11 protein-coding genes are annotated in these 13,409 nt (G+C 45.8%); 4 read left to right on the top strand and 7 right to left on the bottom strand.

What is annotated here, in order from left to right; translation table 11 throughout:
* Positions 1-193 precede the first annotated feature (193 nt).
* The 4 genes from YC6258_RS20740 to katG all read left to right on the top strand — a co-directional run bounded on the left by YC6258_RS20740 (position 194) and on the right by katG (position 4,688).
* Positions 194-664, top strand: a complete 471-nt coding sequence (locus YC6258_RS20740; protein WP_044620256.1) for a GNAT family N-acetyltransferase — start codon at positions 194-196, stop codon at positions 662-664.
* Positions 665-901: 237 nt separating this feature from the next.
* Positions 902-1,111 (top strand): cold-shock protein, encoded by a 210-nt coding sequence (locus tag YC6258_RS20735; RefSeq protein ID WP_044618614.1) that lies wholly within the window; start codon positions 902-904, stop codon positions 1,109-1,111.
* Positions 1,112-1,462: 351 nt separating this feature from the next.
* Complete coding sequence (locus tag YC6258_RS20730) at positions 1,463-2,158, top strand: class I SAM-dependent methyltransferase (protein ID WP_044618613.1); 696 nt, start codon at positions 1,463-1,465, stop codon at positions 2,156-2,158.
* Between the two features lie 355 nt (positions 2,159-2,513).
* Complete coding sequence (gene katG / locus YC6258_RS20725) at positions 2,514-4,688, top strand: catalase/peroxidase HPI (RefSeq protein ID WP_044618612.1); 2,175 nt, start codon at positions 2,514-2,516, stop codon at positions 4,686-4,688.
* 76 nt (positions 4,689-4,764) lie between these two features.
* Here katG and YC6258_RS20720 read toward each other — a convergent pair whose 3' ends face one another.
* The 7 genes from YC6258_RS20720 to YC6258_RS27590 all read right to left on the bottom strand — a co-directional run bounded on the left by YC6258_RS20720 (position 4,765) and on the right by YC6258_RS27590 (position 12,986).
* On the bottom strand, positions 4,765-5,079 hold the full coding sequence (locus YC6258_RS20720; RefSeq protein WP_044618611.1) for an AzlD domain-containing protein: 315 nt from the start codon (positions 5,077-5,079) through the stop codon (positions 4,765-4,767).
* Entirely contained in the window at positions 5,072-5,788 is a 717-nt protein-coding gene (locus YC6258_RS20715) for an AzlC family ABC transporter permease (RefSeq protein ID WP_044618610.1), read from the bottom strand. The genes YC6258_RS20720 and YC6258_RS20715 overlap by 8 nt, the downstream gene beginning before the upstream one ends.
* Complete coding sequence (locus tag YC6258_RS20710; protein WP_044618609.1) at positions 5,785-6,609, bottom strand: AraC family transcriptional regulator; 825 nt, start codon at positions 6,607-6,609, stop codon at positions 5,785-5,787. Before YC6258_RS20710 ends, YC6258_RS20715 begins: the two co-directional genes overlap by 4 nt.
* Before the next feature lie 108 nt (positions 6,610-6,717).
* Positions 6,718-7,437, bottom strand: a complete 720-nt coding sequence (locus YC6258_RS20705; protein ID WP_044618608.1) for a sulfotransferase-like domain-containing protein — start codon at positions 7,435-7,437, stop codon at positions 6,718-6,720.
* A complete protein-coding gene (locus YC6258_RS20700) occupies positions 7,434-8,369 on the bottom strand; it encodes a D-amino acid aminotransferase (RefSeq protein WP_044618607.1) in 936 nt (311 codons plus the stop codon). Before YC6258_RS20700 ends, YC6258_RS20705 begins: the two co-directional genes overlap by 4 nt.
* Before the next feature lie 322 nt (positions 8,370-8,691).
* Complete coding sequence (locus YC6258_RS27595; RefSeq protein ID WP_052830449.1) at positions 8,692-10,575, bottom strand: response regulator; 1,884 nt, start codon at positions 10,573-10,575, stop codon at positions 8,692-8,694.
* A complete protein-coding gene (locus tag YC6258_RS27590) occupies positions 10,572-12,986 on the bottom strand; it encodes an aminotransferase class I/II-fold pyridoxal phosphate-dependent enzyme (protein ID WP_052830448.1) in 2,415 nt (804 codons plus the stop codon). Before YC6258_RS27590 ends, YC6258_RS27595 begins: the two co-directional genes overlap by 4 nt.
* Positions 12,987-13,409 lie beyond the last annotated feature (423 nt).

Below are 13,409 nucleotides of genomic sequence, written 5' to 3'. Positions count from 1 at the left end.
GTTTTCTGATCTTGTAGCTGTGATAGACGCCATGGTCTGTCGCAGCCTTTGTAAAAGAAAGACTGAAGCCAGCCAGGTTCCTCAAGCTAAAGCACAAAACATACTCACCGGAGATGATCTATTTTTCAGAGGCCCCTTAGTTATCATTAAAGGAATATAAAACCTGTATTTAAGGTCAGTGAATAAAAAGCAAATGGAAGAATATTTAAACTTAGACATGCTCACTTTAAGTGACATCTCAATAAAAGCGGGCAAGCCCATAGACAGAGATGTATACCTTGACTCTCTTCGACAGGCCAAATCCGCGAATTGCCTGTTTGATGTCAGAAAGGATGGGGAGTTGCATGCTTATGCATCGTTGAAGGATTTGGGGCAGGGGAAGTGGTTCGTTTTGATGTTTGTGACGCATCCCGATAAACGAAACAGATACACGTTTGGGGTGTTGTTTGGACAGTTGATTGAGCATTTGGAGAAAGTCGGTGCGACCACTCTCATCAGCAATGTATTTAAATCCAATGAACTTTCGATCAGATTTCACCGGAAGCTTGGTTTTGAGGTTACCAGAGAAGCACCGCAGGGATATGAGTTTACGCTGACTGTCGACAGTTCAAAGGTCAGACCATTGTCGCGGGTGTTACGATCCATTCGACCAGATTGTAGGTGAAGTGCTGGCGAGCATGGCTGTGTTGGAAACCTTGAGTGACCCATTAAAAATATTGTTTGACTTTACTCTGGATAGGGCATAGATTGGCTTCAGCAAGAAAGTAAGCCTCATTTTTATATTCTCCATTTCGTTGCATTGTCATAAATCTTCGTCCTGTAGTTTTAAATTTTTGTCTGTTTTTCCAGCTATATCGGCCCCTTAAAAGGCTTCCTTATATTTCCTTACAGGATAATTATTATGTCTAATTCAACTACCGGCACTGTTAAATGGTTCAACGAGTCAAAAGGTTTTGGTTTTATTGAACAAAAATCCGGACCAGACGTATTTGCACACTTCAGTGCTATCGTAAGTTCTGGCTTCAAAACCCTGGCTGAAGGCCAAGCCGTTCAGTTTACAGTGACTCAGGGCCCTAAAGGTCCTCAAGCAGAGAATATTGTAGCGATTTAATTGCTCAGCATTTTTCTGAAAAAGGCAAGCCATAGCGGCTTGCCTTTTTTATGTCCGTCACTATCTCTTCATTCACATAACCTTCCCGTTAGCCAAAACGTAAGCTCCCACAGACCGTTAACATCCGTATACAAATTGATTCACAAGCTGTTTCATTGGTCAGTTATTTTACTGCGAATGGTTTCATCGTTTTTTCACGCTCGTCACATCCTTGTTTAGACAGGTATTCTTCTTCGAGTATTTTTCCCAGAATTGCGTTTTTTCCCCAGATATAATCTACTGGCAAAATGAAAGGTAATAATTTTGTCCGATATCACGGGGTCAGGGTTTAAGACGATTTAGGGGGAGACTATGAATCAAGATGAAATTAAAGAACTGTCTGATCAGCAGGCTAAAGGGTATGACTCTCAATGGTCGAAAACATCGCCGATTCAGAATTGTTTGCATTTATTGCTGCAATCGATGTTTGCCGGATTACCTGTTGATGCGCGAATTCTCTGTGTGGGTGTTGGTACGGGTGTAGAGCTGACGGGGCTGGCGGAAAAACATCCCCAGTGGCAGTTTACCCTGGTTGAACCTTCCGGTGCGATGCTGGATGTCTGTCGTGAACGGGTAACAAAAGAAGGTTTTCGGGATCGTTGTCATTTTCATGAAGGATTTCTGGAGTCGCTTCCGACATTAGAACCTCACGACGCGGCAACCTGTTTTCTGGTCTCTCAATTCATTCTGGAACCGGCGGCGCGATCAACCTTCTTTCGAGAGATTGCAGACCGGCTGAAATCCGGTGCGCTGCTGGCGAGTTCTGATTTGTCTTCAGATATCGAGTCGTCGGAGTACGCGATATTGTTGCCTGCCTGGATGAATATGATATCTGCAGTGGATATAACCCCTGAAAACCTGGAGCGAGTGCGTCATGCCTATGCTAACGATGTCGCAGTCCTCGCAGCGGAGAAAGTGGAGCAGATTATCAAATCAGGCGGGTTCGAGTCTCCTGTGCAGTTTTTTCAGGCTGGATTGATTCGTGCCTGGCTATCTAAGCGCATTTAGACCTTAGCGTTTTCAACAGGTTGTAGCTTCTTTCTGCGAATCCAGCTGAAGTCACATGATTAAAACGAGGGCTCTTAACTGATTGCTTGCTTGAATATGTCGTGAACTGTGATGACATTTTTGGCATGATTGTCAGCTTCTGGAGACGCCTTCTTTCTTTTACCTTCGAAGAAGATGGCATGCCTTTTGTGGCAGCGAAAATATTCCCTTCTCTTTGCCCAATCTTTTCCATTTTCTATCGTCAATAAAATCTATCGTTATCTACGATTATTTGGGTTGGTCAGTGATTGGCAGAATCATTATAAATAGGAACACAAAGCGGAAACATCGAAAAAACACAACCGGAGAGTCCCCTATGACAGACACAAGCAAATGCCCATTCAATCATTCAGCCGGTGGTGGTACTTCAAACCGCGACTGGTGGCCCAATCAATTACGTTTATCCATTCTGCACCAGCACACGGCTAAATCTAATCCAATGGATGCTGACTTTAACTACGCTGAAGAGTTTAACAAGCTCGATCTGGCAGCGGTTAAGAAAGATCTTGAGGCTTTGATGACGGATTCCCAGGACTGGTGGCCGGCAGATTTTGGTCATTATGGGCCGTTGTTCATTCGTATGGCCTGGCACAGCGCCGGCACTTACCGCACCAGTGATGGTCGCGGTGGCGGTGGTACCGGCTCACAGCGTTTCGCGCCTCTGAACAGTTGGCCGGATAACGTTAATCTCGATAAAGCCCGTCGTTTACTGTGGCCGGTTAAACAAAAGTATGGCAACAAAATTTCCTGGGCGGATCTGATGATTTTGACCGGAAATGTAGCGTTGGAGTCCATGGGTTTTGAAACATTTGGATTTGCCGGCGGTCGTGAGGATATTTGGGAACCTGAAGAGGATATTTACTGGGGTAACGAAAAAACCTGGTTGGATGATAAGCGTTATTCCGGTGACCGTGATCTGGAAGATCCTCTGGCCGCCGTTCAAATGGGGCTTATCTATGTGAATCCGGAAGGTCCGAATGGTAATCCTGACCCAGTGGCAGCCGCCCGGGATATCCGTGAAACCTTTGCCCGTATGGCGATGAATGATGAAGAAACCGTTGCTCTGATTGCCGGTGGTCATAGTTTTGGTAAGACCCACGGAGCCGGGGACGCCGCGTTGGTTGGCGCGGATCCGGAAGCAGCCAGTATTGAAGAGCAGGGACTGGGCTGGAAGAGCAGTTATGGCAGTGGCAAAGGCGGTGACACTATCACGAGTGGTTTGGAGGTAACCTGGACGACCACACCGACGCAGTGGAGCAATAATTTTTTTGAAAACCTGTTTGGCTATGAGTGGGAGTTGACCAAGAGCCCGGCAGGCGCCCACCAATGGGTGGCAAAAGACAGTGATAACACGATTCCGGATGCACACGATAGTTCTAAAAGTCATCGGCCAACCATGCTGACGACGGATCTTTCCCTGCGTTTTGATCCGGCTTATGAAAAAATTTCCCGGCGTTTTTATGAGCATCCGGAACAGTTCGCCGATGCATTTGCCCGAGCCTGGTTTAAGCTGACTCACCGTGACATGGGACCGCGCGCCCGTTACCTGGGTTCAGAAGTTCCAGCGGAAGAATTGATTTGGCAGGACCCGATTCCCGCGGTTGATCACGAGCTGGTGAACGACAGCGATGTTGCAGGTTTGAAAGCCAAAGTTCTGGCATCAGGGTTATCCGTATCAGAACTGGTCTCTACTGCCTGGGCTTCTGCATCCACGTTCCGTGGGTCTGATATGCGTGGCGGTGCTAATGGTGCCCGGATCCGCCTTGCGCCTCAAAAAGACTGGGAGGTCAATCAGCCAGAGCAGCTGGTCAGAGTCTTGAGCGTGTTGGAAGGCATACAGAGTGAATTTAACAGTGCCCAGACGGGCGGTAAAAAAATCTCTCTGGCGGATTTGATTGTGCTGGCCGGAGGTGCTGCCATCGAACAGGCTGCCAAGGCGGTTGGTCAGGATGTTACTGTTCCCTTTACGGCAGGCCGTATGGATGCCTCGGCTGAGCAGACGGATGTGGAGTCTTTTGCTCATCTGGAGCCGGTTGCCGACGGGTTCCGTAACTATCAGAAAGCCCGGTTTACGGTATCAGCTGAAGAGCTGCTGGTGGATCGCGCCCAGTTATTAACGCTGACCGCGCCGGAAATGACCGTATTGGTAGGAGGCATGCGAGTGCTGAACACCAATGTTGGACAGACCGTGCATGGTGTATTCACCGATCGTCCCGGAGTATTGAGCAATGACTTCTTTGTTAATCTGCTGGACATGAATACCAGCTGGAAACCGCTATCCAAAGAAGAGGACATCTTTGAGGGCACGGATCGCAACAGCGGTGTGTTGCAATGGACAGCCTCACGTGTTGATCTGCTATTCGGCTCAAACTCCCAGTTACGGGCCCTGGCGGAAGTCTATGCAACCGCTGATGCACAGGCGAAGTTTGTGAACGACTTTGTGGCAGCTTGGACCAAAGTCATGGAGCTTGATCGTTTCGATCTGCGTTAAGTCTAAACCACTATCCCTCTGAATCTGTGGATGTCCTTCAGGACATCCACTTAATTTGAAAGTTCCCCTCAGAACCCTATCCCAGCCACAGACTGATTCCATAAGTTACCAGCCCAACCAAAATAGTCAGAAACATATGTCTGGTCAGCAGTGAAGTTGCGAACGCACACAGAGCGGCAACCAGGTAGTGGTTGTCCAGATTGATGACAAGTATTCCATCCCGGTAAAGGGTTGCCTGTGTGATGATGGCTGTCAGTACGGCTACTGGTACGAACTCCAGCGCCTGTGTGACCAATGGTGGTAATTGAATTCGACCAGCGAGGGCGAAGGGCAGATAGCGTGGACCGAATGTCAGTGCCATCATGCCGGCAATCAATAATACCTCATACATGTTGCACCTCCGGGCGGGTTTTCCAGTTGATGGTGACACCTACGATAATTGCCAGAGCGCAGCTGAATAAAAATCCGAGTTGATATGGCCAGTGAAAAGTCAGGCCAGCACTGACGGCGGATGTCAGAGCACAGGCCCAGTGGCTTTTGGTTTTCAGTAACGGTGTGACGATACCTACAAATGCCACCACCATGGCAACATCCAACCCCCATTTACTCAGGTCTGGAATCTGTTCTCCAGCGTGAATACCGATCCAGGTAAAGAGTTGCCAGCTGAGATACATAAAGAGTGCAGACCCAAGGTAATACCAGAACAATCCCGGAGATTTGGGGTACTTCAGCCGGCGACTGGTCACCACGGCAAAGGTTTCATCCGTCATCCAGAAAGATAGTATCGGTTTTGCCCAGCCGGCCAGCGCGTGCATATCGTTCATCAATGACGCGGAATACAGCAAATGTCGTAAATTAACGATGAACACGGTAATCAGCACGACCGGAAATGCTGCCGCAGAAGCAAGCAGGGAGATGGCTATAAACTGTGATGCACCGGCGAATACAAATACCGACATGGCCATGGTAAAGGTGGCGGAAAAGCCGGAGCTGATGGCCAGTGCACCGAACACCAGACCGAAAGGCATGGCGGCGATGATTAACGGAATTGTGTCTCTGGCCCCGGACAGGGCAAGGGATAAACGGACTTTATGATTCATAAGGTGATGCTGTGCTGATATTGACCCGGAGTAATACCGGTGACAAATTTAAAATGGCGATTAAGGTGACTCTGATCGCTGAAGCCACAATCCAGGGCGATGGCTTTGAGCGGTTTTTTCTGCCTTAACATGGCTTTGGCGCGTTGGATGCGGACCTGAATCTGGTATCGGTGCGGCGGCAGTCCCATGGTTCGGGTAAACAGCCGGACCAGATAGAACGGATTCAAATGTACCAGGGCCGCCAGATGTACCAGAGAAATGTTTTCGGCAAAGTGTTGTTGCAGATAGTCGACAATAAAACGCACGGTCTTCGGCTGGTGTTGTAAATGAGTCAGCTCCGGGCGACGTTTGCCAAAGTTGCTCATCAGTTGGGTCATGGCGAGGTAAAAAGCGGTTTCCCGTTGCAACGTATTGGTGGATTCCCGAAGCGTATTAAACATCGTTCTGAGCAGTTCAGCCATGTGGTTATCATGCTCAACGGCATGTTCAAACCATGGTGCGTTTCCCGGGCCGGAAAACTCCTGGCTGAGTGTGGAAAATACTTCAACCGTCGGATAACAGGCCTGATACGCCCAGCCGTTTTCGGATGCCCGGTGGCCGTCATGTACCTGATCTGCATTCACCAGAATAATGCTGTTCCTGGCGGCGATGTGGTTGCTGCCTGAGCGCCAGAACTGCTGCGCGCCCTGTTCAATCACACCGATGCAATAACCCTCATGAACATGGCGATTAAAGCGCTGCTGATGGAACCGGGCGGTCAGTATTTCGGTATTGTGAAGATCTGTGGCGACCTGATAACTGGCTACTTCCACTTCTTGCATAGATAACACTCATTGTCACTTGCACTGAATCATAGCATGGCAATATGCAGGTGTTTTGAACAAAATTGACCTGTTGCCAGACCGTTCCAAAAGTCTGGCGGCAGGGTTCTATTTCAGGGCATGAGTTGCCAGACGTTCGTAGCAGGGCAGGGCCTGTTGAAGGATGGGCTGTAAGTGAGCAGGCAATATTGGCAGGTCTCCCTCCGGGGGGGCAAAACCCGTGCTTTTCCACACTTCCGGATACCAATGAGGCGCCCAGACTCCATCACAGGCGTGTCCGCCAGCAGGCCAGGACAGCATGGCCGGATCATATGGCAGATTGATTGCCTGGCAGAGTTTCTTCAGCATGCCTGCTGGATCACGACGAATATCACTGGAGTCAATGACGACTGGCGTGTGACCCTGACGTGTACGGATTTCTTCAAACAGACTGACCTGCATTTCAATACCGATGTCTTCGAGGGTTGGGTTTTCGCGTTTTTTGGCATAGCTGGCAATCACTCGTGCCGGATGGCGAATCAGAAACACATTTACCATGTCAGCAATCCATGCTCTGGGCATGGTCGCGATCATATGGTGAGGCATGTGTTTTTGATAAAACACGGTTTTACCGTGCGGAATTTCCCCCAGGCAACGAGCGGCGACGATATCCGGGTTGGTTTCCTCCTGTGCAAATATCTCTTCCAGCATCGGGTCCTGACGACCACTTTGCTTTAAAAAGGGAGCATAAAACGGTTCATCCCAAACGGCGCAGTCTGCCCGCGCAGCGAATGAGTACATCATGGCCGTTGAGAGGTTTCGTGGGCCAGACCACATGGCGATTCTCATGACTGGCACTCCTGTTCAATGAGTGTCTGATAAAGCTCACGGATTTTACGGGTCATTGGTCCTGCCTGACCGTTACCAATCTGTTTGCCATCGATGAAGGAGACCGGGGTTTGCGCACCGAAGGTGCCGGTCAGGAATGCCTCATCTGCACCATAGGTTTCAAACAGCGAGAAATTCTTCTGGTAGACAGGTATGCCATGGTGCTGGCACAGCTCGATGACTTTGGCGCGGGTGACGCCATTCATGCAATAGTCGCCGGTGGATGTCCAGAGCTCGCCTTTACGGACGATAAAAAAATTGCAGGAGTTGGTGGTGTTCACAAAACCGTGGGGGTCGAGCATCAATCCTTCGTCTGCGCCGGCCTGTTCCGCCTGCAGACAGGCAAGCACGCAATTCAGTTTGGAGTGTGAATTGTATTTGGCATCCTGAGACATCGGCAGTCCTCTTACCTGAGGTACCGTGGCAAGTTTGATACCTCGATCCAATAATTTGGTAGACGGTTTGGAATGCTCCAGAATAATGACGATGGTCGGGCCGGAACGCGACAGACCGGGATGCTGAAATGGTTTTACTTTTGTGCCACGGGTAATCATTAACCGGCAGTGGACATCGGTGTTCATCTGGTTGGCTTCGGCGGTTTTCGTCAGTGCCTCCAATATCTCTTCACGGCTCATGCCGATGTCCAGAGAGACGGCTTTGCAGCTGTCAAATAATCGATCCATGTGTTCTTCGAAGAAGGCCCATTTGCCGTTATACAGGCGCATACCCTCCCACATCCCGTCGCCCAGTAAAAAACCAGAGTCATATACAGAGACTTTGGCCTGGTCGCGATGGACTATCTCGCCATTGATGAATATTTTGATATCGCGGTTGCGGATATCTTCTTCTGAGTCATGTGCGGTGATTGCGTGTTGATCGTCTGAATACGTCATATTGGTGTTTATCCGTGGCTGAAGGTTAGGCCAGCATAAACAGCTCGTAGATGCGAGGCAAATAAAGGGAGTGGTGTGACATGAGCATTTTTCTGTTAAAGCAGAAAAGAGATATCTACAGGACGTTATAAGAAGCGTTGTAGTCGTTTTTCATTGTAGTGCATTACAGTGTATTCCCGCATGCCAAAAATAGCTTGTTGCCTTGTCCGATATTGATGCCAGTAAGCTCGATTCTGTATGAGCGTTCCCAAAGAAGTTCCCCGCAACTGTATTGACAATTGGTTTCAATAAAGGCTACTTGTATACGTAGGTGAATAAATATTTATGAGCTTTCCGCAGCAGTCAGTTTTGGTGCATAACGATTCAGAATCGATTTCAGTTCCTGCATCCGAATGGGCTTGTTGAGATATTCATTCATACCAACTGTCAGACATTCCTCGATATTCTCTGTCTCGGTATTCGCACTTAAAGCAAGAATTGGCAGTGTATCTTTTGAAAAAATTTTACGAATCTCACGGGTTGCTTCAATACCATCCATTTCCGGCATCATGATATCCATCAGAATCAGATCAAACTGATCATGTTTCATTTTTTCAAGGCGTTCAAGGCCGTTTTCAGCCAGAGTATACTCATGTCCTGCTTTGTTGATTAGCCGGCTAATCACCAGCTGATTGGTTTTATTGTCTTCCACCAGCAGGATGTTTAATGTGGTTTCAGGCTCGCTGGACTCCTCTTTGCCGATTGCTGGTTCGGGGGCGTTTGTGGATTCCATCGGAATGGTAATTTCAAACGTGGAGCCTTTGCCAACTTCACTCGTCAGTTTGATAGAACCCTCCATCCGCTCGACCAGTCTTTGCGTAATTGCCAGCCCCAGGCCTGCTCCCTCATGTCTGCGTTTGAGAGTACTATCGAGTTGCACAAACTCACTAAAGATCAGATTCTGCTGATGCTCGGGTATGCCAATACCTGTATCTGAAACAGTCAGTACCAGAGTTTTGGTATCAGCCTGCCAAAGACTGTTGATATTAACCTCACCGGCGTCGCAGAACTTAATGGCATTGGCAATCAGATTGTTCAGAATCTGCTTGATTTTCAGTGCATCTCCCAGGAAATAATGCTTGGGATCGATTTGGCAGGTCGAGTTGAGGGCGATATTTTTCTGCTGCGCAGCGGACAAAAATGCATCAAACGTTTCCGACTGCAACTCATAGAGATTGACGGGTTCCAGATTAATATCAAAATTACCTGACTCGATTTTGGAAAAGTTCAGAATTTCGTTTAACAGTTTCAGCAATACTTCGGAGGATTCATTGATGATTTTAAGGGAAGATAATTTTTCTTTGTCTCTTTCATCTTCAAGCAAGAGGCTGAGAGAACCGATAATTCCGTTCAGCGGTGTTCGGATTTCATGGGAGATATTGGCCAGGAACTGGGTCTTGGCTTTTGATGCTTCTTCTGCCTCTTTTTTGGCTTCTTTTAGAGCCTTTTGTGTTCTAACTAAACGTGTGTTTTCATCCTGTAATTTTACATTCGCTTCAAAGAGTTCTCTATTTGTTTTTACAACAGTTTCTGCCGCCGTTTTGGCCACGATTGGAAAGGTTAGAAATTTTCTTAAGTGTGAAAATATGCCACCCGTTTTGGGACAACGGAAATGGTATACACAGCCGTCATTTTGTTCATAAATTTTAACATCTACAGGAGGCAAACCATATATAGTTGGTAAAACCCTAATGACCCCTAGACTCGTATAATAGAACTGCCATATGGGTTGGTATCCTTCATCAAGTCGGAATTTAAGTCTATAGTTGTAACCAGCATCGGAGCTAATTTCGTATGTAATGCAGCTAATGGACTGTCTAGCAGGACTTTCATTGGATGGGCGGTGAAACCATTCATAGAATTCTGGAAGAGTAAAAAGCAAACGGAAAACAAATAATACTGATTTGTATAAAGGTGAATCTTTGAATTGTTCGCCAAGAACCACTAAATCTTCTTTAGAGAAACCAAGTTCATTGGTTAGGTTGTTCATAATTATCGATAACTGGTTCCAAGAAAACCTGTTCTGTGGATTGGAAATGTACTTGAGGTCAAGTCCGGTATCCTTGAGGAGTAATGATACATCAAGATTATGATTTTTTATTGCTGAAATAACAGGAAATATCATCCTGCACGATACTTCTTTGTCTTTTAAAACTGTGTTCATCATAATGAAAAATTTCTGCCTTTAGATAGAGACTCTAATGTTTCTATTTGATAGTTATTAGTGGTTCTAACAAATGCAACTAGTGGTTGAGATATAGCACCCATCCTCTTTTTTTCTAAAGATGCTGTTAATCCAAAATGTATCTTTGCTAAACCTAAATCTCTTGCATATTTTCCTGCATAGTACAGACATGCTCTGTATACACCCAATTTCTTAAATTCCGGATTTGTGCCTAAAAGCATGCAAAATAACTCTCCTTGGTCAACCATAACAAACATACAAGCAGCAGAACTGGTGTTGTGTTTTAATTCCAAACAAGTCCAGTACCCATTATTTGTCGAGTTCCATAATAGTTCAATAGGTAACGCGAAAGTAGAAATCTCTTTTGCCTTTTTTTGCTGATTTAGATACATGTTAAAAAAATTATTCAGGGTGTCTCTATCTATTGACTCCCTTTTATGACATGAGTATTTAGATATGAATGGTATGATGTTTTTTTTCCAGTGTTTTCTATAGTCTCGCTTCAGGTTGAAAATAAATTCTTCTGTAGCGAAATTTTTTGCTTGTTCTAGATAGTGGGTTTCTGGAAGTTGTTCGACCAGAAAGCCTTTGCTTGCAATATGCTCTGAAACCCAATGGTCTGGGGGGAAGTCTCGTAGACTAAGAACTTCTGCCTTTAAATTCAATTGCATATTTTTTGCTTGGTTCAGAAATAGACTAAGAACTTCACTACGCTGTATGTGTCTTTCATCGATATACATGTGCATTCCTTCGGTAACAGGTGAACCCAGCATTAGGCATCTGCTGGTGAATGCATCTGGATTCTCAAGCCTCTTAATACTTGCCAGATCACTTAGTTCTGGTCTTGAGAACATGTCGGTTTTTATGTCGCATATTGTAAAAAAAGCCATTAGTACAATTGTGTTATTTTGGTCTCTTATGGTGATATATCTGAACAACCAGTGGTTATGATCAACATCTTGTTGTTTTGAAACTCCAAAAACCTCTTCAAGTAGTCTCAAATTGGTCGTCCCAGTCGAGCCTTTGAAAGTAGAGATACTATCCCATTCTTTCTCTAATTCCTTAATGCTATAAGATATTTTTACCTTAAAATTCGGTTTCAGGATGTTTGGGTAACTTTTGAGAAAATTCTCCTTTTGAGGTGACCGTAACTTAAAAGCATTTGCAACGGTCACGCTGGTAACGTTTTCTTCTTCCAGCGCCAAGGGGTAATGTTTGGCTATAGCGCTGATCAGATTTTCGATATCTTCAAAGGTAACGTGGTTCGTAAGTGTAAATCTTACACCAGTATTCGTCAGAGGAACTGTAGGAAACAGACCTGTATTGACGTAAAACCCGTCATTGTGGAGGCGTTTGACCAGATTAATGCCTGCATTTAGCTCGCTGGTCCCTATATAAAAGATTGGAGAGCCAGAAAATGCGACGTCTGGGAGGTTATATTGCTCAATGAGCATCAGACAATACTTTATTCTTTCTTCAAGTTTTTGCTGTAAGACTTCAATTTCGCCAGACAAGTGTATGTTAGCCGAAGCAATAGCCGCACCTAGTAGGGGAGGCTGAATGGGACCAGAAAAGACTAAACCACCTCCGCAGCTGCGTACTCTTCTACGCATCTCTTGATTGGGAAACACCAGAAGCCCTCCAGCGCATCCAAAAGCTTTATTGAGACTGACTGCCAACACCATTTGTGGGTGGTGCTCTCTGGAACCGCGCACACTGCCTTTTCCATTCTGTCCACACCAGCTCATACCATGCGCATCGTCTGCATATAAATAGAATTCCGGATAACGGTCCATGAGTTGGTAGAGCTCATCAATGGGTGCCAGATCACCGTACATGCTGTAAACACCATCCACACAATACCAGATTTTTCCACGTGTCTGACGGTGTTGCTTAATGAGTTTTTCAAGATGGTTAAGGTCATTGTGACGTATCATTTCGATACGTTCACCTTGGGCTTTGAGTATCTTACATGCGGTTTGAATGGATGCATGTACTTGATGATCCAGGACGATCAAGTCGCCCGGTTTTACGAGCGTAGGGAATGTGGATATGTGCCCTAGACTGGTAGTCGGAGAAACAAGACAGGGTTGTCCGTACAGCTGATAAAATAATGACTCCAGCTCTTGATACTGGTTTGTAGACATATATGTGCGGGAGGAAGAGAATTGAGTACCATATCTTCTGGCCGCATCCACGCAGGCCTCAATCAGCCTTTCATCTTTTTCGAGACCTAAATAAGAACATGAACCAAAGTTGACCAACTGTTTTTGTTTGACGGTTAGAGTACGACCATTCAGTTGTTCATCTTCTGAGTATAAGTGCAGAATTTCTCTATTTCTTCCAACAGTGAAAACCTGATCTGCTAAATCTATCGCCTGTTGTCTTGCCATGATAACTAAATCTCCTACAACTTTTCTGTTACCTGGATGAGTGTATTAATTATTACTTATATGAGCGTGGTTTCTGAGTGAGATGGGGGTTTTTGGATATTTCTCACAGTGTTTCATAATTGTCTGATTCATTTCGTGCAGATTCATGTAATGCATTTTTCATGGGGTTTTCAATGGCTTTTATATGATCTTTTTACCCAATATCCAGTATAGGATATCCAACTATAGTAGGTATCCAGTGTGCCTACTACTTTAGTACTAAAATATGGCATATATGGTTTTAACATATTGTTACCTGGCCCGTAATTTTGTGTACTGAATTATTACGATATCTTTGGTTTTACGCCTTAATAGTGGCCAGGAAAGCGTCTTATCTGTCAGGTTTTTATGTTTTACAGAAGAATATCATGAAATGTTTTTCAT

The sequence above is a fragment of the Gynuella sunshinyii YC6258 genome (assembly GCF_000940805.1).
GTDB lineage: Bacteria > Pseudomonadota > Gammaproteobacteria > Pseudomonadales > Natronospirillaceae > Gynuella > Gynuella sunshinyii.
This window is presented reverse-complemented; position numbering and strand designations above follow the sequence as displayed.

Bases quoted from the DNA above. Each gene is read 5' to 3' on its own strand.
- YC6258_RS20730 (WP_044618613.1), top strand. From the start codon at position 1,463: ATGAATCAAGATGAAATTAAAGAACTGTCTGATCAGCAGGCTAAAGGG.
- YC6258_RS20700 (WP_044618607.1), bottom strand. From the start codon at position 8,369: ATGACGTATTCAGACGATCAACACGCAATCACCGCACATGACTCAGAA.
- YC6258_RS20720 (WP_044618611.1), bottom strand. From the start codon at position 5,079: ATGTATGAGGTATTATTGATTGCCGGCATGATGGCACTGACATTCGGT.
- YC6258_RS20740 (WP_044620256.1), top strand. From the start codon at position 194: ATGGAAGAATATTTAAACTTAGACATGCTCACTTTAAGTGACATCTCA.
- YC6258_RS27590 (WP_052830448.1), bottom strand. From the start codon at position 12,986: ATGGCAAGACAACAGGCGATAGATTTAGCAGATCAGGTTTTCACTGTT.
- YC6258_RS20705 (WP_044618608.1), bottom strand. From the start codon at position 7,437: ATGAGAATCGCCATGTGGTCTGGCCCACGAAACCTCTCAACGGCCATG.
- YC6258_RS20715 (WP_044618610.1), bottom strand. From the start codon at position 5,788: ATGAATCATAAAGTCCGTTTATCCCTTGCCCTGTCCGGGGCCAGAGAC.
- YC6258_RS20735 (WP_044618614.1), top strand. From the start codon at position 902: ATGTCTAATTCAACTACCGGCACTGTTAAATGGTTCAACGAGTCAAAA.
- YC6258_RS27595 (WP_052830449.1), bottom strand. From the start codon at position 10,575: ATGATGAACACAGTTTTAAAAGACAAAGAAGTATCGTGCAGGATGATA.
- YC6258_RS20710 (WP_044618609.1), bottom strand. From the start codon at position 6,609: ATGCAAGAAGTGGAAGTAGCCAGTTATCAGGTCGCCACAGATCTTCAC.
- katG (WP_044618612.1), top strand. From the start codon at position 2,514: ATGACAGACACAAGCAAATGCCCATTCAATCATTCAGCCGGTGGTGGT.